The 23,258-nt window shown below is 66.6% G+C and carries 19 protein-coding genes; 15 read left to right on the top strand and 4 right to left on the bottom strand.

Features of this window, described 5'->3' with window-relative positions:
- Positions 1 to 221: 221 nt before the first annotated feature.
- From KH389_RS13205 to KH389_RS13155, 11 genes are read left to right on the top strand one after another with little or no spacing between them, the layout of a single operon-like run.
- Positions 222 to 2,351 carry a TonB-dependent receptor family protein gene (locus tag KH389_RS13205; protein WP_244988725.1) on the top strand — a complete coding sequence of 710 codons (2,130 nt, stop codon included), beginning with the start codon at positions 222 to 224 and terminating at the stop codon, positions 2,349 to 2,351.
- A gap of 55 nt (positions 2,352 to 2,406) precedes the next feature.
- Positions 2,407 to 4,122 (top strand): ABC transporter substrate-binding protein, encoded by a 1,716-nt coding sequence (locus KH389_RS13200; protein ID WP_116054012.1) that lies wholly within the window; start codon positions 2,407 to 2,409, stop codon positions 4,120 to 4,122.
- Complete coding sequence (locus tag KH389_RS13195; protein WP_054914524.1) at positions 4,119 to 5,051, top strand: ABC transporter permease; 933 nt, start codon at positions 4,119 to 4,121, stop codon at positions 5,049 to 5,051. The genes KH389_RS13200 and KH389_RS13195 overlap by 4 nt, the downstream gene beginning before the upstream one ends.
- Positions 5,052 to 5,076: 25 nt before the next feature.
- Positions 5,077 to 6,312, top strand: coding sequence for an acyl-CoA dehydrogenase family protein (locus tag KH389_RS13190; protein WP_104572449.1), 1,236 nt, complete (start codon positions 5,077 to 5,079; stop codon positions 6,310 to 6,312).
- Positions 6,313 to 6,337: 25 nt separating this feature from the next.
- The gene (locus KH389_RS13185) at positions 6,338 to 7,681 is read left to right on the top strand and encodes an LLM class flavin-dependent oxidoreductase (protein ID WP_054914522.1); all 1,344 of its coding nucleotides are present in this window, start codon (positions 6,338 to 6,340) and stop codon (positions 7,679 to 7,681) included.
- A gap of 22 nt (positions 7,682 to 7,703) precedes the next feature.
- Positions 7,704 to 8,756: an NADP(H)-dependent aldo-keto reductase gene (locus KH389_RS13180; protein WP_100632764.1), complete on the top strand. Its 1,053-nt coding sequence runs from the start codon at positions 7,704 to 7,706 to the stop codon at positions 8,754 to 8,756.
- A gap of 29 nt (positions 8,757 to 8,785) precedes the next feature.
- Positions 8,786 to 9,676 carry an ABC transporter permease gene (locus KH389_RS13175; protein ID WP_063611979.1) on the top strand — a complete coding sequence of 297 codons (891 nt, stop codon included), beginning with the start codon at positions 8,786 to 8,788 and terminating at the stop codon, positions 9,674 to 9,676.
- Positions 9,673 to 11,322, top strand: coding sequence for a dipeptide ABC transporter ATP-binding protein (locus KH389_RS13170; protein WP_058540182.1), 1,650 nt, complete (start codon positions 9,673 to 9,675; stop codon positions 11,320 to 11,322). Before KH389_RS13175 ends, KH389_RS13170 begins: the two co-directional genes overlap by 4 nt.
- Positions 11,323 to 11,325: 3 nt before the next feature.
- A complete protein-coding gene (locus KH389_RS13165) occupies positions 11,326 to 13,164 on the top strand; it encodes an ABC transporter ATP-binding protein (protein WP_116054009.1) in 1,839 nt (612 codons plus the stop codon).
- Between the two features lie 28 nt (positions 13,165 to 13,192).
- Positions 13,193 to 14,413 (top strand): acyl-CoA dehydrogenase family protein, encoded by a 1,221-nt coding sequence (locus KH389_RS13160; RefSeq protein ID WP_043862769.1) that lies wholly within the window; start codon positions 13,193 to 13,195, stop codon positions 14,411 to 14,413.
- Between the two features lie 6 nt (positions 14,414 to 14,419).
- On the top strand, positions 14,420 to 15,829 hold the full coding sequence (locus KH389_RS13155; RefSeq protein WP_236176280.1) for an MFS transporter: 1,410 nt from the start codon (positions 14,420 to 14,422) through the stop codon (positions 15,827 to 15,829).
- Here the strand turns inward: KH389_RS13155 and KH389_RS13150 are convergent, their stop codons facing one another.
- Together KH389_RS13150 and KH389_RS13145 are read right to left on the bottom strand one after the other, a co-directional pair.
- Positions 15,830 to 16,930 (bottom strand): sigma-54 interaction domain-containing protein, encoded by a 1,101-nt coding sequence (locus KH389_RS13150; protein ID WP_043862771.1) that lies wholly within the window; start codon positions 16,928 to 16,930, stop codon positions 15,830 to 15,832.
- A gap of 10 nt (positions 16,931 to 16,940) precedes the next feature.
- On the bottom strand, positions 16,941 to 18,116 hold the full coding sequence (locus KH389_RS13145; RefSeq protein ID WP_213086009.1) for an acyl-CoA dehydrogenase family protein: 1,176 nt from the start codon (positions 18,114 to 18,116) through the stop codon (positions 16,941 to 16,943).
- Positions 18,117 to 18,357: 241 nt separating this feature from the next.
- On the opposite strand from KH389_RS13145, the gene KH389_RS13140 reads away from it, so the two are divergent.
- The gene (locus KH389_RS13140) at positions 18,358 to 18,573 is read left to right on the top strand and encodes a TOBE domain-containing protein (protein WP_043862773.1); all 216 of its coding nucleotides are present in this window, start codon (positions 18,358 to 18,360) and stop codon (positions 18,571 to 18,573) included.
- Between the two features lie 42 nt (positions 18,574 to 18,615).
- On the opposite strand, the gene KH389_RS13135 is transcribed toward KH389_RS13140, so the two are convergent.
- Positions 18,616 to 19,566 (bottom strand): site-specific integrase, encoded by a 951-nt coding sequence (locus tag KH389_RS13135; protein ID WP_213607467.1) that lies wholly within the window; start codon positions 19,564 to 19,566, stop codon positions 18,616 to 18,618.
- 177 nt (positions 19,567 to 19,743) lie between these two features.
- Between KH389_RS13135 and KH389_RS13130 the strand changes: the two genes are divergently transcribed.
- A complete protein-coding gene (locus KH389_RS13130; protein WP_116054003.1) occupies positions 19,744 to 20,766 on the top strand; it encodes a DNA-binding protein in 1,023 nt (340 codons plus the stop codon).
- Between the two features lie 61 nt (positions 20,767 to 20,827).
- Here the strand turns inward: KH389_RS13130 and KH389_RS13125 are convergent, their stop codons facing one another.
- Positions 20,828 to 21,343, bottom strand: coding sequence for a GNAT family N-acetyltransferase (locus KH389_RS13125; RefSeq protein ID WP_058540185.1), 516 nt, complete (start codon positions 21,341 to 21,343; stop codon positions 20,828 to 20,830).
- Positions 21,344 to 21,509: 166 nt separating this feature from the next.
- Here KH389_RS13125 and KH389_RS13120 point away from each other — a divergent pair, with 166 nt between their 5' ends.
- Both KH389_RS13120 and KH389_RS13115 read left to right on the top strand, forming a co-directional pair.
- On the top strand, positions 21,510 to 22,841 hold the full coding sequence (locus KH389_RS13120) for a flavin-containing monooxygenase (protein WP_420831966.1): 1,332 nt from the start codon (positions 21,510 to 21,512) through the stop codon (positions 22,839 to 22,841).
- Positions 22,841 to 23,251, top strand: a complete 411-nt coding sequence (locus tag KH389_RS13115) for a RidA family protein (protein ID WP_003182257.1) — start codon at positions 22,841 to 22,843, stop codon at positions 23,249 to 23,251. Before KH389_RS13120 ends, KH389_RS13115 begins: the two co-directional genes overlap by 1 nt.
- Positions 23,252 to 23,258: the final 7 nt, after the last annotated feature.

Here is a 23,258-nt window from a genome sequence, read left to right as displayed (position 1 = left end):
TATATACATAGATCAGCAACTGGCAACTGTTCGCCTGGCAACACCCTCCCGACACTAGCCCTCGAATACAACACCCGATTACTTGCCGCTTTATAACTAAACCCCTTTAAACAAGGCACTTCGCCAGTTGGCACGCTCGCTGCAATAGTCCCTGTGAGATTGACTATACCAATAGAAACTCGCCTAATTTTAATCAGGTGGGGAGCAAGACCTTGAAACGCGTGCATTGGGCAACTTCGGCAGTATTGCGACATTCATCCCTGTTCGCTGTAAGCAGCGCAATATTAACCTTCATCCCGTTGGCCTCGGCCGCCGACACCGACACCAGCGGCGACAAGCGCCTGGGTACGGTCACCGTGCAGGCCGCCAAACAGAGCCCTGTGCAGGCGGCGCAGAGCAAACTCGACGAGGTCGCCGGCGGTACCAGCCTGGTCACCCAGGCTGAAGTCGAAAAGGGCCGCTCGGCCACCCTGGAAGACACCCTGGCGTACCAGCCCGGCGTCTACGCACAAGCTGCCGGTGGCAACGACGCCATCAAGATTTCCATTCGCGGCTCCGGCGCCAATACCTCGCCCGGCTATTTCCGCGAAGGCACCAAGTTTCTCTTCGACGGCCTTGCACTGACCGGCGCCGGTGGCACGCCCTATGAACTTCTGGATACCCAGGGCCTGAACTACACCGAAGTACTGCGCGGTGCCAACGCCTTCGAATACGGCGCACTTTCACTGGGGGGCGCGATCAACTTCGTGACCAACTCCGGGCTGACCGCACCGGGCAACCGCATCAAGCTCGAAGGCGGCAGTTTCGGCTGGCAGAAGCAGACCCTGAGCACCGGCGGCGTGGCCGGCAATGCCGACTACTACGTCAGCGTCGACAACGCTCGCCGCGATGGCTACCAGGACTTCACCTTCACCAAGGCCAAGGGGGTGGTCAGCAACTTCGGCTACCGCTTCAACCCCAAGCTCGAAACCCGTCTGTACATCCGCTACCGCGAGGAATACCACGAGAACTCGGGCACCCTGACCCTGGCGCAGCTCAAAAAGAACTCCAAACAGACCAACGCCGCCACCTACGCCACCCGTGGCGACTCCACCAAGCGCGGCTCGACCTGGGTCGGCAGCAAGACCACCTACACCTTCGATGACGATGCCACCCTCGAAGCCGGGCTGGTGTACCACAACTACCCGCAGTTCCTCAGCCGCAAGAGCACCGTCAACCCCAACTACTGGGACTGGCGCGACATCAACTACTCGCTCAAGTACAGTCGCACCGACCAGCTGTTCGGCCTGCCCAGCACCACCACCGCGGGCTGGAGCAGCACCCAGCACATCCGTTCCGGCGCACGCACCTACAAGGGCGACAAGGACCTGGGCATTCTGCAGAAGCAGGTCGAGTACGACGGCTCGTTCGACCATGTGTTCACCCTGGGCAACGACCTGGGCCTGACCGACAACCTGTACCTGGCCACCGGCGTGTCGGCGATCGAGATCAAGCGTGACATCAACGTCACCTACAGCGACCGCCCCAACACCAGCGGCCTGCCCAGCCACTACAAGTACGACGAGTGGAAGCTGGCCCCGCGTATCGGCCTGCGCTACTACATCGCCCCGGACGTGCAGCTGTTCGCCAACGCCAGCCGCACCATCGACCCGCCAAGCTCCTGGTCCAGCTCCGGCTCGGGGGTCACCAGCAACTACGCCAAGCCACTGGTGCCGCAAGCGGCCAACACCGTGGAGTTCGGTATCAAGGGCAAGTCGGGGATCTTCGACGGCAGCCTGGCGTTCTACAAATCCTGGGTCAAGAACGAGCTGCTCAACGTCGAAGTGCTGCCGGCCACCGCCACCTCTGCCGCGGTGGTGTCCACCTCCAATGCCACGCCCACCATCCACCAGGGCATCGAGGCCGGCCTTAGCACCCGCCTGTGGGAAGGCGCCAACGGTGACAGCCTGACCTGGCGCCAGGCCTACACCCTCAACGACTTCCACTACGAGAACGACCCGCTGTTCAAGAAGAACGAACTGCCGGGCCTGCCCAAGCACGTGTATCAGGGCGAGCTGCAGTACCAGTGGGCCAGCGGTTTCTACGCCGGGGTCAACGTGCGCACCGCCTCCAAGACGTCGGTGGACTACGCCAACAGCTTCTACGCGCCGTCCTACACGCTGTGGGGCGCGCGCCTGGGTTACGACGACCCGGGCAAGACCTGGCAGGTGTACCTGGACCTGAAGAACATCACCGACCAGGACTACGTGACCGCCGTGCTGCCGACCTACAACTCCCAGGGCAGGGACGTCGCGTCGCTGTACCCGGGCGACGGCTTCGGCGCCTTCACCGGCGTGACCTACAACTTCTAAGCCAGCGCGGCCAGCGCCGACGTGCACCTGCACGCGGTGCTGGCGGAGGAAGCACATGACCCTGATCACAAGGCTCGCACGCCTGGCCGTACTCGCCAGCGTGGTGGCGCTGGGCGCCTGCAAACCGGCCAGCGAAGCGCCGCGCAACAGCGTATCGAGCGCCGACGGCGTGCTGCGCGACGGCAGCCTGAGCTACGCCGCCGAGGACTACCGCGAAGCCGCGCCAGGCAAGCCGGGCGGCACGCTGCGCATTTCCACGGCGTCCGACACCACCACCCTGGACGTGCATTCGATTTCCCACGGCAACGTGCAGTGGCTGGGGCGCATCCTGTTCGACTGCCTGCTGTACCAGGACGAGCAGGGCAACATCTCGCCGTGGCTGGCCAAGTCGTGGGACATCTCGCCGGACGGCAAGACCTACACCTTCCACCTGCGCGATGACGTGACCTTCAGCGACGGCGAGAAATTCAACGCCCGCGCCGTGCAGATCAACCTGGAGCACATGCGCGACCCGGCCACCAAGTCGCCGCTGGCCGCCGCGTACATCGCGCCCTACGTGGACGGGCGCATCGTCGACGAGTACACCTTCGAGGCGCACCTGCGCGAACCCTATTCGCCGTTCCTGGACGTGCTGGCGCAGTCCTGGCTGAGCATGATCTCGCCGCGCCAGATCCTCGAGGCGCCCAAGTCCATCGCCGAGCATGCCATCGGTTCGGGGCCCTTCGTGCTGGAAAGCTACACCCGCGACCAGGGCGCCACCTTTGTCAAACGCAAGGGCTACAACTGGGCGCCCCCGGTGACCCGGCACAACGGCGAGGCCTACCTGGACCGCCTGGAACTGAGCATCGTGCCCGAGCCGATGATCCGCTTCAGCGCGCTCGAGTCCGGCCAGTCGGACTTCACCGTGGACGCGCCGGCGCAGAACGCCAGGGCCATTCGCAGCAACCCCGACCTGCAGATGAGCAGCCGCATCCGCAAGGCCAACCCGTTTCGCAGCCTGACCTTCAACGTCGAGCAGTTCCCGTTCCAGGACGTGCAGGTGCGCCGTGCCGTGGCCAAGGCCATCGATCGCGACGGCCTGGCCTGGATCACCGGCTTTGGCGAGTACCAGCCCAAGGGCGATTTCCTGGCCGCCAACACCCGCTACTACGACCCCGCGTTCAAGGATGTGCTGGCTTATGACGTGGCCGAGGCCAACCGCATTCTCGACCAGGCCGGCTGGAGCGAACGTGACGCCAGGGGCTACCGGGTCAAGGACGGCCAGCGCCTGTCGGCGCGCCTGCTGATGTACGAGACCGGCGCCTTCCCCGGTAGCGTGGCAGTGGCCATCCAGGCCGACCTCAAGAAGGTCGGTTTCGAGCTGGCCATCGATCTGCTGCCCCTGGCCCAGGTCACCGAGCGCCGTTATGCCAGCAACTTTCAGGCAATCGCCGGCGGCTACTGGCACACCAACACCCCCGACGGGCTGTACATCCTCTACCACAGCAATGCGATCAGCACGCCCAAGCTCATCGGCCAGAACGCCGGGCGCTTTCGCGATGACGCCCTCGATGCGGCGCTGTCGGCGGCGCGCCGTTCCACCGACCCGGTGGAGCTGGCCGCGCTGTACCGCACCGCGCAGCAACGCCTGGTGGAAACCGTGCCGGCCGTACCGGTGTACGAGAGCCATGTGCTGGTGGCCTACCGCAAGGCGGTCAAGGGCGTGATCTTCGATACCTCGCACAACACCCCGTTCTTCACCAGCGTATGGCTCGACCAGGAGGCCCGATGAACACCCTGCGCCTGATACTCCGTCGGCTGCTGGCCGGCATCGGCGTGCTCTGGGGCGCGGCGACCCTGACCTTCCTGGCCTTGAACCTGAGCGCCGGCGACCCGGCACTGGCCATCCTCGGCGGGCCGGAGGCGATGCCCAGTGCCGAGCTGATCGCCCAGGTGCGCGCCGAATACGGCCTGGATCAGCCGTTGATCGTGCAGTACGGCCATTACCTGGGGCGCCTGGCCCAGGGCGACCTGGGCGAGTCGTACCGCCTGCGCATCCCGGTGGGGCAGATCATCGCCGGGCAACTGGGCGCCACCGTGCAACTGTCGCTGGCCGCGGCGGTACTGGCGGTGCTGCTGGCCGTGCTGGTCGCGGTGCTCACCGCCAACCGCGCGCCGTGGCTGCGCTCGCTGGTGTCGGGCACGGAGCTGGTGCTGTCGTCGGCGCCCTCGTTCGTGATCGGCCTGGGCCTGCTGCTGGTGTTCGCATTCGGCTGGCACCTGCTGCCGCCGTCCGGCTCCAGCGGCTGGCAGGCGCTGATACTGCCGAGCGTGGCGCTGGCCTTGCCGGTGGCGGCGGTGCTCAGCCAGGTACTGCGCCAGGAACTGGAAGACATTCTCGAACAACCCTTCATCGCCATGGCACGCGCCCGCGGCATGTCCGAAACCGGCGTGCGCCTCAAACACGCGCTGCGCCATGCGCTGGTGTCGCTGGTGACCCTGTCCGGCTTCGTGTTCGCCAGCCTGCTCGGCGGTGCGGTGGTGATCGAGCTGCTGTTCTCGCGCCAGGGCATCGGCCGGCTGATGCTCGACGCCGCAACATCCAAGGACGTGCCGCTGCTGCTGGGCATCACCCTGCTGGCGGCGGCGATCTACGTGGTCGTGAACTTTCTCGTCGACCTGATCAATCACTGGGTGGACCCGCGTGCCAAGGCCGTGTGATGCCACCCCCAAGCAAGGACCTGTCATGACCCAATCCAATTCCTACACTGCGCTGCAGGCGCGCTTCAAGCCGCTGTTCGCACAGATCGGCGAGGGTGCGGTGGCGCGAGAACAGCAGCGCGAACTGGCCTTCGAGGCCGTGGCGTTGCTGCGCGATGCCGGCTTCACGGCGCTGCGCGTGCCCCAGGCGCATGGGGGGGGCGGCATCAGCCTGCCGGTGCTGTTTGGCCTGCTGATCGACCTGGCCGAGGCCGACTCCAACCTGCCGCAGATCGTGCGCGCGCACTTCGGCTTCGTCGAAGGGCGGCTGTCGGCCCGCGAACCGGCGTCCCAGGACTACTGGTTCGCCAAGGTGGTGGCCGGGCAGCTGTGGGGCGCGGCAATGGCCGAGCGCAGCGACAGCAGCACCAACTCGGTCAGCCTGGAGGCCGCCGAGGAGGGCTGGCGCCTGAACGGCGAGAAGTACTACTGCACCGGCACTATCTACGCCGACTGGGTGGCGGCCGTGGCCATGCACGACAAGGATTTCGTCAGCGTGGTGGTGGCAGTGGACGCCCCCGGCGTGACCCGTGAAGACGACTGGGACGGTTTCGGCCAGCGCCTGAGCGGCAGCGGCACCACACGCTTCGAGCAGGTGGCGGTGCCCGAGCAGCATGTGCTGCGCCGCTTCAAGCCCGGCGAGCTGCGCGCCGAGTCGTACATCTCGGCGTTCTATCAGCTGTTCCACCTCGCCACCCTGGCCGGCATCGCCCGCGCCGCGCTGCGCGATGCCACCGCCTTCGTCCAGGGCCGCACCCGCGCCTTCGGCGTGCCGGGCCAGTCCAGCCCCAAGGACGACCCGCTGGTGCAGCGGGTGATCGGACGCCTGTCGAGCCTGGCCTATGCCAGCGAAACCCTGGTGCTGGCTGCCGCCGAGGTACTCGAGCGGGTACACCAGGCCGAGCTGAACGACAGCGCCCAGGAAGCCGACTACGTCGAGGCCGATATCCGCACCTTCCAGGCCCAGCAGATCGTGCTGGAGCAGGTGCTGGAAGTCACCACCCTGCTGTTCGAGGTGGGCGGCGCGTCGGCCACCAGCCAGGCCCGGCGCCTGGACCGGCACTGGCGCAATGCGCGCACCCTGGCCTCGCACAACCCGGCGATCTACCGCGAGCGCGCGCTGGGCAACTACTACCTCAACGGCGTCAGCCCCGGTGCTGCCTGGCGTGCGCTGCATGCCCAGGACGGCACCACCGTGCGCGACGAAGCCAGCGCGGTGTAACCGCCTTCATTCAGGAGCAGCAGCCATGAGCCAGACCGCAAGACAGATGAGCATCGGCATGAACATCCTCGGCTTCGGCGCGCATGCCAGCGCCTGGCGCAAGGCCGAAGTACCGGCCAACGCCTACCTCGACGTCGAGTACTACCGCAACATCGCGCGCATTTCCGAGCGGGGGTGCCTGGACGCGATCTTCCTCGCCGACGGCCCGGCGCTGGCGGGCGACATCGCCCAGCACCCGGCCGGGCGCCTGGAACCGACCGTGCTGCTGACGGCCGTGGCCCTGGCCACCCGGCACATCGGGGTGATCGCCACCGCGTCCAGCAGCTACAACGACCCGTTCAACCTGGCGCGGCGCTTCAGCTCGCTGGACCACATCAGCGGCGGCCGGGCGGCCTGGAACGTGGTGACCAACGCCGGCGACGCCGCCGCGCAGAACTTCGGCCTGGCCGGTGCGCCGCGCCATGTGGACCGCTATGCGCGGGCCGACGAGTTCATCGACGTGACCCTCAAGCTGTGGGACAGCTGGGAGGACGACGCGATCATCGGCAACGCCGCCAGCGGCCAGTTCGCCGACCCGCACAAGGTGCACAGCATCGATTTCGTGGGCGAGCATTTTTCGGTCAAGGGGCCGCTCAACCTGCCGCGCTCGCCGCAAGGCCGGCCGGTGCTGGTACAGGCCGGCTCGTCCGAGGGCGGCAAGGCCCTGGGCTCGCGCTATGCCGACGCGATCTTCACCACCCAGACCACCTTGCCCGACGGCCAGGCGTTCTATCAGGAGATGAAACAGCGCGCACGCCAGTGGGGCCGCAACCCCGATCACCTGAAGATCATGCCGGGGCTGTCCACCGTGATCGCCAGCACCGAGGCCGAAGCCCGTGCGCGCTTCGATGAACTGAACGCCTACAGCGGCGAGGCGGGGCTGGTGCAGCAACTGGCGTTTCGCATCGGCCTGCCCCCCGACGAGCTGGACCTGGACGCGCCGCTGCCGTGGGAGCGTATTGGCCCGGTCAGCGAATTCGAGCGCGGCTCGCACGGTTTTCTCGAAGCCCAGTTGAACCTGGCACGGCGCGAGAACCTGACCATCCGCGAACTGTCGCGGCGCATCCTGGTGGGCCACCGCCTGCTGGTGGGCACCCCGGAACAGGTCGCCGACACCCTGGAGCACTGGTTCCGCGCCGGCGCCGCCGATGGCTTCAACATCATGCCCGACATGTTCCCCTCGGGGGTCGAGGTGTTCGTCGACCAGGTGGTGCCGCTGCTGCAGCAGCGCGGGGTGTTCCGCCGTGAATACACCGGCAGCACCCTGCGCGACCACCTGGGCCTGCCGTACCCGGCCAGCCAGTACCAACGTGCGGCAGAGGCCGTCTGAACCGATTAGCGAGGCACACCCCATGAACTACCGCACACTGGGCAACAGCGACATCAAGGTCAGCGTCATCGGCCTGGGCACCATGACCTGGGGCCACCAGAACAGCGAGCAGGACGCCCACCAGCAGCTGGACCTGGCGCTGGACCACGGTGTCAACCTGGTCGACACCGCCGAGATGTACCCGACCCCGACCCATGCCGACACCTGGGGCAGCACCGAGCGCTTCATCGGCACCTGGCTGGCCCGGACCGGCCGGCGCAGCGATATCGTGCTGGCCAGCAAGATCGTCGGCCCCTCGCGCAACCCCGGCAGCGGCACACATATCCGCGATGGCCTCAGCCGCCACGACCGCGCCAACATCGTCGCCGCGCTGGACGGCAGCCTCAAGCGCCTGCAGACCGACCACCTGGACCTGTACCAGCTGCACTGGCCCGACCGCAGCACCAACTTCTTCGGCCAGCGCGAGTACCCGTATGTCGACGACCCGCAGGCCATTGCCATCGGCGAAACCCTGCAGGTGCTGGCCGAGCAGGTGCAGGCGGGCAAGGTCCGCCATATCGGCGTGTCCAACGAAACCCCGTGGGGGGTAGGGCAGTTCCTGCGCCAGGCCGAGGTGCTGGGGCTACCGCGCATCGTCAGCATCCAGAACCCCTACAGCCTGCTCAACCGCCTGTACGAAGGCGGCCTGTCGGAATTCAGCCACCGCGAAGGGGTGGGCCTGCTGGCCTATTCGCCGCTGGCCTTCGGCGCACTCACCGGCAAGTACCTGGGCGGTGCACGGCCCGAAGGTTCGCGCCTGTCATCGGTGTACCGCACCTTCAACCGCTACGACAGCGCGTCGGCGCAGCAGGCCATTGCCGCCTACGTGGCACTGGCCCGCGAGCTGGACGTGAGCCCCGCGCAACTGGCCCTGGCTGCGGTGATCGGCAAGCCGTTCGTCAGCAGCGCCCTGACCGGGCAGACGAGCCTGGCGCAACTGCGCGAGAACATCGGCGCGCTTGAGCTGCAACTGAGCGGCGAGACCCTGGCGCGCATCGAGCAGATCCACGCGCACACCCCGAACCCGGCGCCCTGAGCCGCAACCCCTAGCCTGTGGAGGTGCCCATGGCGCCCATCAATCAAAGCGCGAGCGTCGGCCTGATTGCCGCCGAGCCGCTGTTCGTGGCCCGGCGGCGCAAGGTGCGGCGCTGGGCCATCCGACCGGGCCTGGTGCTGGCCGGGCTGTTCGTGCTGCTGCTGGTGATTGCGGCCATCCAGCCGCACTGGCTGGTGGCGGGCGACCCGCTGGAGGCCAGTGCACGCCAGGCGTTTCGTGCCCCCGACAGCCTGTACTGGCTGGGCACAGACGAAAACGGCCGCGACATCCTCACCCGGCTGGTGTACGCGGTGCGCCCGTCGCTGGTGCTGGGCCTGTCGGCCACCGCCATCGGCCTGCTGCTGGGCACCCTGTTCGGCCTGGCGGCGGGGCTCGGCCCGCGCTGGCTGGACGGTGCGGTGATGCGCGGGGTGGATGTGCTGCTGGCATTCCCCGACCTGCTGCTGGCCCTGGTGATCATCACCTTCTTCGGCCAGGGCCAGTTGAACACCATCATTGCCGTGGGCATCGCCAGCGTACCGCGCTATGCACGCCTGGTGCGCGCACAGGCCCTGGTGGTGCGCGGTGCCGGCTATGTCGAGGCCGCCACCACCCTGGGCCTGGGCCGGCACGCGGTGATCCTGCGCCATGTACTGCCCAATGCGATCAAGCCGATCCTGATCCTGGCCACCATCGGCATCGGCGGCAACATCGTCTCGGGCGCGGCCCTGAGCTTTCTGGGCTTTGGCGCGCCGCCGCCGGAGCCGGAGTGGGGCGGCATGCTCGCCGTGGGCCGCAACTACCTGGCCAACGCCTGGTGGCTGGTGGCCTGGCCCGCCCTGGCAATCACATTGACCGTGGTCTCGATCAGTACGATCGGCCGCGAACTGCTGCGCCGCAGCGAAGGTAAACGCCCATGAGTCGCGCACCGCTTATCGATGTACAGGACCTGCACGTGCGCTTTGGCGCCCAGGCCGTGCCCACCCTCAAGGGCATCAGCTTCCAGCTGCACCAGGGCGAGTGCCTGGCGCTGGTGGGCGAGTCGGGGTCGGGCAAGAGTGTCACCTCACGCACGCTGGCCGGGCTGACCGGCGCCCATGCCCAGGTGCAGGCCAGCCGCCTGGACTTTGCCGGGCACGACCTGCGCGAGTTCGACGAGCGCACCTGGCGCCAGGTGCGCGGCGCGCAGATCGGCTTCGTGATGCAGGATGCCCTGGGCGCGCTGGACCCCTTGCGCCCGGTGGGCAAGGAGATCGCCGAGCCGCTGCAGCTGCATACCGGGCTCGACCGCGCGCAGCGCCAGGCCAGGGTGATCGAGCTGCTGCGCGCCGTCGGCGTGCCGCAGCCGGAACTGCGCGCCCGCCAGTACCCGTATCAACTGTCCGGCGGGCTGCGCCAACGGGCGCTGATCGCCTCGGCCATCGCCTGCAACCCGCGCCTGTTGATTGCCGACGAGCCGACCACCGCGCTGGACGCCACGGTACAGGCGCAGGTGCTGAGCCTGCTCGAATCGCTGCGCGGCGAGAACACCGCGATGCTGATCGTGAGCCACGACCTGGCGGTGGTGTCGCGCCTGGCCAACCGCGTGGCGGTGATGCACAACGGCGTGATCGTCGAGCAGGGCAGCGTCGAGGCGGTGCTGCACGACCCGCAGCACCCCTACACGCAGTTTCTGCTGCGTGCCGGCCGGGCGGTGCACTTTCGGCGCACGCCGGGGGCAGCACGAACGCCGTTGGCCATCGTGGCGCCGACCCAGGAGCCACCGCTGTTGCAGGTGCGCCAGCTGAGCAAGGCGTTCAAGGGCCCGGACGGGCAGATGCGCACCGTGGTCAACCAGGTGTCGCTGCAACTGCGCCGCGGCAAGACCCTGGGCATCGTCGGCGAGTCGGGCTCGGGCAAGACCACCCTCACTCGCATGATCCTGGGCCTGGAAACCCCCGACAGCGGCGATATCCAGATCAAGGGCCAGCCCTGGCTGAAGCTTTCCGAGGCGCACAAGCGTCAGTTGCGGCGCAGCATCCAGGTGGTGTTCCAGGACCCGCTGAGCTCCTTCGACCCACGCTACAACGTGCAGCGCGTGCTGTTCGAGGCGCTGGAGGTGGCCGGGCACAAGCGCGCCGACTGGCGCAGGCGGGCCGAGGAACTGCTGGGCCTGGTACGCCTGGACGCGGCGCTGCTCGACCGGCGCCCCATCGAGCTGTCGGGCGGGCAGCGCCAGCGCATCGCGATTGCCCGCGCGCTGGCCGCCGGGCCGCAGATTCTGGTGTGCGACGAGCCGGTGTCGGCGCTGGACGTGTCGGTACAGGCGCAGATCCTCGAACTGCTCGACGACCTCAAGCAGCGCCTGGGCCTGGCGTGCCTGTTCATCTCCCACGACCTGGGGGTGATCAACCAGGTCAGCGACGAGGTGCTGGTGATGAAGGACGGCGTGGCGGTGGAGAGCGGGGCGGTACGCGACGTGTTCGACCACCCGCAGCATCCCTACACCCTGGCCTTGCTGGAGGCCATTCCGCACCTGGAAAGCGGCCGTCGTACCTCGTTCGAATTCCTCAAGTTGGCGATCTGAACCATGAGCCTGCATTTCTCGACCCGCCACACGCCGCGACGACGGCTGCACCACTGGAAGATCGACCACCTGCCGGACACGCCGCTGGCCTTCGTGCGCCTGTGCATCGGCAATTACAAGGTCTGGTACTCAAGCATCCTGCTGTTGCAGTGCATCGCCGTGGTCAGCGCGGTGCTGATCCCCTGGGCGCTGGGCCTGATCACCCGGCAGGTGACCGAGGCCGCCTCGGTGCATGCCGCGCTGCCGGGGCTGGTGGCGCCCCTGAGCCTGTTCGGCACGCTGCTGGTGCTGGAACTGCTGAGCGCCCGCAGCGCCGCCGCCTGCCACATCAAGGTGCTGCCGCTGCAGCGGCGAACCGTGACCCATGCCTTGTTCGCCTACCTGCAACGCCATTCCCAGCGCTTTGTCAGCAGCGAGTTCGCCGGGGCGCTGGCGCACCGCATCGCCGAGGTGGCGCTGGGGGTCAACCAGACCCTGGGCATCCTGCTGTTCGATATGCTCGGCCTGGCGCTGACCCTGAGCCTGGCCACCGCCTTGCTGTGGAGCGCCTCGGGCCTGCTGGCCGCGTTCATGCTCGGCTGGTCGCTGCTGTTCATTGGCGTTTGCTATGTTCTGGCGCGGCGCAGCCACCCGCTGGCGCAGCAGTATTCGGCGGCGCGCAGCACCAGCAACGGCAAGGTGGTGGACGCGGTGAGCAACCTCACCAACATCCGCCTGTTCGCCCGCCAGCCTTTCGAGCACGGCTACCTGGGGCACTACCTTGACCGCGAGGTGGACGCGGCCTACCGCTCGTTCTGGTACATGGAGAAGATCCGCTGGTTCCAGTCGGCCGGCGGCGTGGCCCTCAAGCTGGGCATGCTGGGGCTTGCGCTGCAGCAGTGGTACGTGGGGCGCATCGACATCGCCACCTTCGTCATGGCCACCAGCCTGTCGCTGCTGATCATCAATGACGTGAGCAACCTGTCGCGGCGCTTTCTGGAGTTCTTCGAGGCCACCGGCAACATCGCCAACGGCGTGCGCACCCTGGTGCGGCCCCACGAGGTGGTGGACCTTCCCGGCGCACGGGCGCTTCCGCCGGTGCGCGGCGACATCGAGTTTCGCGATGTGAGCTTCGGCTATGCGCCCGACAAGCCGATCTTCCAGCACCTGAACCTGGTGATCCCGGCGGGGCAGACCGTGGGCCTGGTGGGCACCTCGGGCTCGGGCAAGTCGAGCCTGCTCAACCTGCTGCTGCGCCTGTACGACGTCAACAGCGGCCAGGTGCTGGTGGATGGACGCGATGTGCGCGAAGTGACCCAGCATTCACTGCACCAGCAGATCGGCCTGATCCCCCAGGAACCTGGCCTGTTCCACCGCAGCATCGGCGAGAACATCCACTACGGGCGCCTGGAGGCCAGCTTCGAGGACGTGGTGCATGCCAGCCGCCGCGCCGGCGCCGACGACTTCATCGACAGCATGGAACACGGCTACGACTCGCTGGTGGGCGAGCGCGGGGTCAAGTTGTCGGGTGGCCAGCGCCAGCGCATCGCGATTGCCCGGGTGCTGCTCAAGAACGCCCCGATCCTGGTGATGGACGAAGCCACCTCCAGCCTGGACTCGCTCACCGAGCGTTTCATCCAGGAAAAACTCGACGAAATCATGCACGGCAAGACCGTGCTGGTGGTCGCGCACCGTTTGTCCACGGTGGCGCACCTGGACCGCATCCTGGTGTTCGACAAGGGCCGCCTGATCGAGGACGGCAGCCATGCACAGCTGCTGCGCCAGCGCGGCCAGTACCACCGGTTGTGGAGTCGCCAGGCCGCTGGCCAGTTCGACGAAACACCCGCTACCGAATCTGCCTGAGAGTTTTCAAACGCCCAAGGAGGCGCCCATGCCGCATTTGTCCGAAGTCCCCAAACACGCCCCCCAACACGCACTGACCAGCGTTGCGCACCTGCATCAACGCCTGGATGCCTTGCTTCCCGAGATTGCGGCCGGTGCAGCCGAGCGTGAACGTGAGCGCCAGCTGCCGTATGACGCCATACGCCAGCTGGCCGCCGCAGGGCTCTATACCGTGCGCATCCCGCTCGCCTACGGTGGCCCCGGCGGCTCGGTGAGCGACGTGATCGGCCTGCTGCTGCGGGTGGCCTCGGTGGACTCCAATGTGGCCCAGGCCCTGCGCCCGGGCTTTGCCTTCGTCGAAGGGCTGCTGGCCGCCGACCATAGCGGTGCAGAGCAGGAACGCCAGCGCTGGTTCGCGCGCTACCTGGACGGTGCCGTGCTGGGCAACGCAGGCTGGGAGGTGGGCGGCGCCAATGGCGCGATCAGCGCGCGCATCGTGCCCGATGGCGAGCACTTTCGCGTCAGCGGCAGCAAGTACTACAGCACGGGCGCGCTGTACGCCGACTGGGTCAGCGCCGTGGCGCTGGACGAACAGGACAGACCGGTGTCGTTCGTGCTGCCGCGCGATCGCCTGGGCCTGGAGCTGGTGGACGACTTCGACGCTATGGGCCAGCGCCTGACCGCCAGTGGCACCACGCGCCTGAACGATGTGCAGGTGCTGGCCAGCGAGATCCGTCCGCGCACCGTGGAAGAGGGCAAGCGCACAATCGTCACCCCGTTTCTGCAGTTGTTCCTCGCCACCGTGGAGGCCGGCATCGCGCGCAATGCCCAGGAGGATGCAGTGCGCTTTGCCCGCGAGCATGCGCGACCGATCAAGCACAGCAGCGCCAGCCAGTCGGTGGACGACCCCTATGTGCAACTGAGCGTGGGCGAAGTGGCCGCGCGCGCCTTCACCGCCGAAGCGGTGGTGCTCAAGGCTGCAGCGGTGATCGACCGCGCCTGGGCCCTGCAACTGGACCCGCAGGCGGTGGATCAGGCCGCCATCGACGTGGCGCAGGCCCAGTACATTGCCGCCGAATCGGCGCTGCGGGCCGCTGAGCTGCTGTTCGATGTGGGCGGTGCGTCCACCACCGGGCGCAGCCACAACCTCGACCGGCACTGGCGCAACGCGCGTACGGTGGCCAACCACAACCCGCGCCACTGGAAGGCCTCGGCGGTCGGCACCTGGTACCTCAAGGGCACGCCGCCGCCGACCTCGGGGCTGTTCTGAGTGACCATGGCCGAACCCCTGCCGGCCTTGCGGCCGGTTTCGCGCAAGGTGCCGATGATCATCGGCTGCGCGCTGTGCATGGAACTGATCGACTCCACCGTGGTGATGACGGCCTTGCCGCAGATGGCCAGCGACTTCGGCGCGCCGAGCGTGCGCATGAACCTGGTGGTGTCGCTGTACATGCTGGCCGCCGCGCTGTGCGTGCCGGTCAGTGGCTGGGCCGCCGACCGCTTCGGCCCACGACGGCTGTTCGTGGTGGCGATCGTGCTGTTCATCGTGTCGTCGCTGGCCTGCGCGGCCTCCACCTCGCTGCTGCAGCTGTGCCTGGCGCGCATGCTGCAAGGCGCGGCGGGGGCGATGATGGTGCCGGTGGGGCAGGTGATCCTGCTGCGCTGGTCGCCGCGCGAAGACCTGATGCGCAACCTGTCGTACCTGACCATTCCGGCGCTGATCGGGCCGATGATCGGGCCGCCGCTGGGCGGGCTGATGGTGACGTTCGTGTCGTGGCACTGGATCTTCCTGATCAACCTGCCCATCGGCCTGGTGGGCATCGTGCTGGTGCTACGCCATGTACCGCATTATCCCGGGGTTCGTGCGCGGGCACTGGATGTGCGCGGGCTGCTGCTCAGCGGCACCGCGCTGGGGGCGCTGGTGTTCGGTTTCGAGGCGCTGGGCCACGGCCTGCTGCCACGAGCGTGGGTGGCAGTAATGATCGGGGCGGGGCTGCTGTGCGGCGCGTGGTACATCCGCCATGCACGGCGCTGCGCCGAACCGCTGCTGGACTTGTCGCTGCTGCGCATTCCCAGCTACCGCATCAGCTTCTGGGGCGGCAACCTGCTGCGCCTGGGTACCTCGTCGGGCCCGTTCCTGCTGGTGCTGATGTTTCAGCTGTGCTTTGGCCTGAGCCCGCTGCATGCGGGGCTGCTGACCCTGGCGGGCGGCGCAGGGGCGTTTCTGATGAAGCTGTTGGCAGTGCGCGTGGTGCGCCGCTTCGGCATCCGTCGCACGCTCACCGGCAATGCGCTGCTCACCGGGCTGACCCTGGGGGCCTGTGCCAGCTTTACCAGCGATACTCCGTACTGGGTGATCGTGCTGATGCTGTTCGCCAGCGCAGTGATTCGTTCGCTGCAGTTCAGCACCCTGGGCGCGCTGACCTATGCGGATGTACCGGCGGCGCTGAGCAGCCGGGCCAGCAGCCTGTCGGCGATGACGGTGCAGTTGAGCATGAGCCTGTCGGTGGGGCTGGCCGCCTCGCTGCTGGGGGTGCTGATGAACCTGCGCGGGCACACCACCCCCGTCACCAGCGACGTGGCCTGGGTGATGCTGCTGTGCGGGCTGGCGTGCATGGCCTCGGCACTGGTGTTCCGGCGCCTGGCAGCGGACGCCGGCAATGCGGTGTATGCCGCGCGTGGCTGATCAGATCGACAGGTTGAGCACCCGCTCGCCCTGGGTGGCGCCGGTGGGCCGGCGGCGATTGACCGCCAGTTCGCCGATCTTGATCAGGCGGGTACGCGTGACATTGCGGGTCAGGCCCAGCAGGTTGGCGGTGTGCACCTGGTTGTAGTGGCTGAAGCGGTAGGCCGCGCGCAACAGCGCGTCCTCGACCTGTTCGTGCAACGCGCCGGCCTGTTCCTCGAAGAGTTTCTGGAAGGCCCGCTCGAGCAGCGCCTGGGCCGAGTCGTCCTGGCTGGGGCTGTCGTCCTGGCGTTCGATGCGCATGTTCGACAGGCGCAGGTCGTCGTGCTCGATCAGGCCGTCGCGGCAGATCAGCAGGGTGTGGTGGATGACGTTTTCCAGCTCGCGGATGTTGCCTGGCCAGCCGTAGGTGCGCAGCTTGTGCTCGGCCTGGGCGCTCAGGCGCACCTGGCCGTAGCCCAGGCGCTGGCTGTAGGCATCGATGAAGTGGCGGGTCAGCGGCAGGATGTCGCCGGGGCGTTCGCGCAGCGGCACCAGCTCCAGGCTGACCACGTCCAGACGGTAATAGAGGTCTTCGCGAAAGTGCCCGGCATTGATTGCCTTTTCCAGCTGCACGTTGGTGGCGGCCAGTACCCGCACATCGATGGGAATGCTCTTGCGCGAGCCCAGGCGCACCACTTCGCGCTCCTGCAGCACGCGCAGCAGCTTGACCTGGATCGGCATCGGCAGGTCGCCGATCTCGTCGAGGAACAGGGTGCCGCCGTTGGCTTCTTCGAACCAGCCGGCCTTGGCCGCCAGGGCGCCGGTGAAGGCGCCTTTCTCGTGGCCGAACAGCTCGGCCTCGACCAGCGATTCGGAAAACGCGCCGCAGTTGACGGCCACGAACGGCTTGTCACGTCGCCCGCTCAGGTTGTGAATGTGGCGCGCCACCAGCTCTTTGCCGGTACCGGTCTCGCCGATGATCAGCACGCTGGCTTCGCTGGGCGCCACCTGTTGCAGGTGCGCCAGCAGCGCACGTGACTTGGGGTCTTCGAACACCTGCGCGGTGGCGCGGATCGAGGTGGCCAACGCGGGCGAGGGCGGTAGGGTCAACAATTGCATGGCAATCACACTATGAATAGAACGTCGGAATCGGCAGGCGCTGGTTCAAGGCCCAGTCGCCCAGTTCGTGGAGTTTGTAATCCAGCGGGTCGTGCAGGCTCTGGGTGCGCAGGTTGCGCCAGTGCCGGTCGAGCCCCACCGAGGCCTGCGTGGCGCGGGCGCCGGTGACCTCGAAGACCTTGCTGCACAGCTCCAGGCCGTCGCGGCTGGCCGCCACCTTGGCGGTGGCGATGGCCACCGCCACGCGGCCGCGCTGGTCTGCGCCGAGCGCGGCGCCCTTGGCCCAGGCCCGGTCGAGTTCGCCGGCGGCGTTGTCGAGCAAAAGCCGGGCGCCTTGCAGGCGTACCCAGAAGTCGCCGAAGTGGCCCAGTACATAAGGATCGTCGCGGCTATCAAGGGCTGTGGACTTGAACCAGGGCCGGGTCTCGTTGAGGGTGTACTGGCGCGCTTCTTCGAACGCGCCTTCGGCGATGCCCAGGCAGATGTTGGCGAAATGCAGCTGGGCGATCAGCGGCCGCAGGCAGGCGAACGGCGTGCTCAGCGGGCCGGGGTCGAGCAGCAGGTCGCCTTCCTCCACGCGTACCCGTTCGAAGGTGGCGCTGCCGCTGTCGGTCTGGCGCTGGCCCATGTTGTGCCAGTCGTCGTGCAGGGTGATGCCGGTGCGACCGCTGGGTATCGCGGCAATCAGCAGCTTGCCCCCGGCAGCCTCGTCGACGGCCGAGGCAATCAGCATTTGTGAATCGCTGGCGCCCGAGCAGAAGCTCTTCTTGCCGGAGAATTCACGCCAGCTGCCGTGGTGCTTGACGATGGTGCGGGTGTCGAGGGGGTTGAGGGCATTGCCCCAGAACCAGTTCTTGCGCGCCGTCAGCTCGTACCAGGGCTGCCATTGCGAAGGTGCGCCGAACAGACGCACGGTGGCCAGCATCAGGTGGTGAAAGCCGAACACATGGGCAATCGAGCTGTCGACCCGGGCGAATTCGCGCACCACATCGAAGGTCTGGCTCCAGGTGGCGTTCAGCCCGCCGAACTCGCGGGGGATGCTCAGGGCCAGCAGGCCGCTGGCACGCAGGGCATCGCGTTCGGCCTTGGGCGTGCCGCCCTTGCGGTCGCGCTCTACCACGCTGCGGCTGAATGTCTGGGCCAGGTCGCGGGCAATCTGCAGCGGGGTCGATCGAGGGGTATGCAACGTGGCGCTCACGCGGGTTACCTGTGCAAAAAGGTTCGGGCCTCAAGGCCGGGCCCTGTCGATGCTAAATGATCTAAAAAACCTTAAATAAATAACTTTTAGGAATTTTGATATACAGCTTTTCATATTCCAAACGGATCTATATTTGTCGTTATTTATTCTTTTTGATTTTTATCTTTGCGGTGCACTCTGCATTCACGCACTGCAACGACGGTGCTCCCAACTGCTAAGGAGCCACACCATGACCATCAAGGCGATCAACGTACGTAACCAGTTCAAGGGCACCATCAAGGAGATCATCGAGGGGCCGGTGGTCTCGGAAATCGACGTGCAGACCCAGGCCGGCATCGTCACCTCGGTGATCACCACGCGGTCGGTGCATGAGCTGGAACTGAGGATTGGCAGCGAGGTGATCGCGTTCGTGAAATCGACCGAGGTGTCGATCGCGAAGCTGTGAGAGGGGTGTGACGGTGAGCGCCGGGTGGCCTCACCGCAATGCTCAGTCGGCTGTCAGCACGTCCCTTCTGGCCGGCAACACTTCCAGCTCCCCGAACGACACCGACGCATCCACGTAGCGCAGCGCCGATTTCACGTCGCGCCAACCCACGTGGGCCATCAGCGCTTTCATGTCCCAGCCATTGCCACTGGCCCAGGTGGCAAAGCCACGACGCAGCGAGTGGCTGCTGTAGAGGCTGGCGGGTAGCCCGGCATCTGCAAAAATCCGCCTCAGCAGCACGATCAGGCTGCCACTGTTGAGCGCCTGCTCGCCCAGGTTGCCCCAGCGATCGAGCTTGCGAAACACCGGCCCGCGGGCGATGCCCGCCACGCTGATCCAGTCGATGTAGGCCTGTACCGGGCACAGGCTCTTCAGGGCAGGGGTGCGATGACTGACCCCGCGGCCCTGCCGGTCCCCTTTGCTTTGCGCCAGGTACAGCTGCATGCCCACGCCCGCCTGGGCCTGAATGTGTTCCACGCGCAGGCGCGCCAGTTCATCGCCCCTGAACCCTCGCCAGAACCCGATCAGCAGCAGGGCGACATCGCGCCGTGCGCGCAGCAGCTCGGGCAGGCAGTGCGCCTGTTGCGCCTGTGCGGCCTTGGTGTGCAGTGCGTCGACCGTGCGCTGCAGGTGTTCCAGGGTCAGGGCGGCTGCCTGGCGCTCCTGCGCCGGGTGCACCGCGCGTATGCCCTTGAGCATCTGGCGCACCAGCGGCGCCTTGGTGGGGTCGGGAAAGCCCTGGCTGGTATGCCACTGGCCCAGCGCGGCCAGGCGCTGGCGCAAGGTGTTGATCGAGTGCTGCTCGGCGTAATCGACCAGGTAGCGCGCGATGCTGTCGGCCGTGGCCGGTAGAAAGCCACCCCAGCTCACCTCGAAATGCTCCACGGCCGCGCGGTAGCTGCGCCGCGTGTTGTCCCTTACGGCTGCGTCCAGGTAGCGATCGAGCTTGTTCATCGGCAGGTTCTCCATCGGTGTACGGCTGAGCGACTGCAACCGGGCGTTTTTTGCCTATCACATGTGATAAGCCGTGATTATTTCATCTTTTATTCTGATTTCTATAGGCATTTTTTCAATTTCATTTAGTATGTATATACATAGTACGCACCACATTACGAAATAGTAGGAGCACCCATGGCCCGTGGCGGTATCAACAAGGCAATCGTGCAGAAGGCGCGTCAGGCGCTATTGGCCCGTGGCGAACACCCCAGTATCGATGCCGTACGCATCGAGCTGGGCAACACAGGGTCCAAGACCACGATTCACCGCTACCTCAAGGAGCTGGACGCGCAGCAACCGACACTGGCGGCGGACAAGCCGGGCATGAGCGAAGCCCTGGCCAACCTGGTCAGTCAGTTGGCCCAGCAACTGGTGGAGGAGGGCGACGCACGTATCGAAGCGGCGCAGAACGTGTTCGACCATGAAAAGGCGGCCTTGCAGGGCGAACTGCAGGCGATCCAGCAGGCGCTGGCGACCCTGCAGCAGCAACACCAGATTCAGGCCGAGGCGCTGGCGGGTGAGTCGGCGCAGCTGGCCACGACCCGCAGTACCCTGCAGACCGAGCAGACGCGCAATGCCACCTTGAATCAGGCGGTAGGTGAGTTGAACCTGCGCCTGAACGACAAGGACGAGCAGATCCAGTCGCTGGAAGACAAGCACCAGCATGCCCGCGATGCGCTGGAGCATTACCGCACCGCCACCCGTGAGCAGCGCGAGCAGGATCAGCGCCGGCATGAGGCGCAGGTACAGCAGTTGCAGGTCGAGGTGCGTCAGTTGCAGCAGAGCCTGATCGTCAAGCAGGACGAACTGACGCGGCTCAACCGCGACAACGAGCGCTTGCTGGTGGAGGCGCGGCAGGTGCAGCGTGAGCGGCAGGCGCTGCAGGACCAGCAGGCGCAACAGGCACAGGAGATCAAGACCTTGATGGCCAGCCTGGCGCAGTCGTTGGGTGCGCGGGAGGAGCTGCTGCGGCAGAACCAGGTGCTGGGGCAGCAGGTGGAGCAGGGGGCGGGTGAACAACGCCAGCAACAGCAGGTGATCGAGCAATTGCAGGCGCAGGTCGAGCAGCGCGATGCAGAGCTGGAGGCCTTGAAGGCAAAGGAGCAAGCCTCAGACCAAGCTGAAGCCGAGCAGACAGGGCTGCCGACTCACCCCTGACAGGGCAGGGTGCGTTGCAGCGAATCTAGGAGCCGGCCTTGCCGGCGTCTTGGGGCGCCAGCTAGTCGCGCAATGACAAGCGCATCGCACACCGCCCCTGCAACCCTCGCGAAGCCTCGTACGCCATCTGCCGGCGCAACATACCGCTTAACGACGCCTCTTCCAGTCTCTCGAAACCCAACCGTGCATAAAACGGTGCATTCCACGGCACCGCCACAAAGGTGGTGAGGGTCAGGGCCGCGAAGCCCTGGGCCTCGGCATGCGCGCGCACGGCCGCAATCAATCGCCGACCCAGGCCCTGGCCTTGCTGCGCATGATCCACCGCCAGCTCTTCTATGTGCAGCGACTCATCGAACGCGCTGGCACACACGAACCCAATTGGGCGGTCCCGCCCATCCACCACCACCCACTCGAGCCCGGCAGCCACGAACTCCAGGTGCTCGACGCTGCTGAGCACCGTGTGCTCGGCAATCCACGCCAGTGCCGGCACTTGCACAAAGGCCTGGGCCGCAGAGCGCTCTATGTCAGGCAGCAGGGGAGCATCGGTAGGGGTGGCCAGGCGAATGGAAAAGGACATCGGGCACGCTCTGCAATGGGAACCCACGCAGTCTGTGCAAAGCACCAGGGTTGTGCAAGCGCCCCCGGCATGGGCAATACGGGGGCACGCTTTTTCCTTGCCAGTGGCGACATAAATCATAATTTCGCTAATACCCGGCGGCGCACAGAATGCGGGCAACCCCCTCATGCAGAAGCGCACAGCCATGACCGTTGAAAAAACCCGAATTGATACGCTTGTAGTAGGCGCCGGTCAGGCCGGCGTGGCCATGAGTGAGCACCTGGGCCGCCTCGGGGTGCAGCACCTGGTGCTGGAACGCAACCGCATCGCCGAAGCCTGGCGCACCGGTCGCTGGGACTCGCTGGTGGCCAACGGCCCGGCCTGGCACGACCGCTTCCCGGGCCTGGAATTCGAAGGCCTGGATGCCGACGCCTTCGCCGGCAAGGATCAGGTGGCGGCCTACTTCGAGACCTATGCCAAGAAGATCGACGCGCCCATTCGTACCGGTGTCGAAGTGCTCAAGGTCGAACGCAACGAAGGTCGCTCGGGCTTTACGGTGCAGACCTCCATGGGCCTGATCGAGGCCAACCAGGTGGTGGTGGCCACCGGGCCGTTCCAGCGCCCGGTGATCCCGCCCATCGCTCCGCAGCTTCCCGGCATTACCCAGCTGCATTCGGCCGACTACCACAACCCCCGGCAATTGCCCGAAGGCGCGGTGCTGGTGGTGGGCGCGGGCTCCTCGGGTGTGCAGATCGCCGATGAACTGCAGCGCGCCGGCAAGCAGGTGTACCTGTCGGTGGGCGCGCACGATCGCCCGCCACGCGCCTACCGCAATCGCGACTTCTGCTGGTGGCTGGGGGTGCTCGGCCTGTGGGACGCCGAAGGCGTGCAGCCCGGCAAGGAGCACGTGACCATCGCGGTCAGCGGTGCCCGTGGCGGACATACCGTGGACTTTCGCAAGCTGGCCCACCAGGGCATCACGCTGGTGGGCCTGACCCGCGCATTCGATCAAGGTGTGGTCAGCTTCGAGGCCAACCTGGCCGAGAACATCGCCCGCGGCGACGAGAACTACCTGGCGCTGCTGGATGCCGCCGACGACTACATTGCACGCAACGGCCTGGACCTGCCCGAAGAACCCGAAGCACGCCACATGCTGCCAGACCCGCAGTGCCTGACCCAGCCGATTCTTGAGCTGGACCTGGCCAAGGCCGGTGTCACCTCGATCATCTGGGCCACCGGCTACTCGACCGACTACAGCTGGCTGAAGGTCGATGCCTTCAAGCCCGACGGCAAGCCACAGCATCAGCGCGGTGTGTCCCGCGAACCGGGGATCTATTTCGTCGGCCTGCCGTGGCTGTCGCGCCGTGGCTCCGCCTTTATCTGGGGCGTGTGGCACGACGCCCGGCACATCGCCGAGCACATCGTGAAACAGCGCACCTATTTCGACTACCGCGACGCCGCGCAACGCGAGGCTGCCGCCCACTGTGATTCCAACGTCCAGAAACTGGGAGTACGTTGATGCCTACCCATACCCGCATCCGCATGTTCAACACCAAGGATACCTACCCCAACCAGACCCTGGACAACGACCTGTGCCAGGCCGTGCGTGCCGGCAACACGGTCTACGTGCGTGGCCAGGTGGGCACCGATTTCGACGGTCAACTGGTCGGCCTTGGCGACCCGCGGGCCCAGGCCGAGCAGGCCATGCGCAACGTCAAGCAACTGCTCGAAGAAGCCGGCAGCGACCTGAGCCACATCGTCAAGACCACCACCTACCTGATCGACCCGCGCTACCGCGAGCCGGTGTACCAGGAGGTCGGCAAATGGCTCAAGGGCGTGTTTCCGATTTCCACCGGGCTGGTGGTCAGTGCCCTGGGCCAACCGCAATGGCTGATGGAAATCGACGTGATCGCGGTGATCCCCGAATAAGGAGCGG

The organism is Pseudomonas qingdaonensis (assembly GCF_018398475.1).
GTDB lineage: Bacteria > Pseudomonadota > Gammaproteobacteria > Pseudomonadales > Pseudomonadaceae > Aquipseudomonas > Aquipseudomonas palmensis.
Note: the sequence above shows the minus strand (reverse complement) of the source record. Positions and strands in the feature narration are given on the sequence as shown.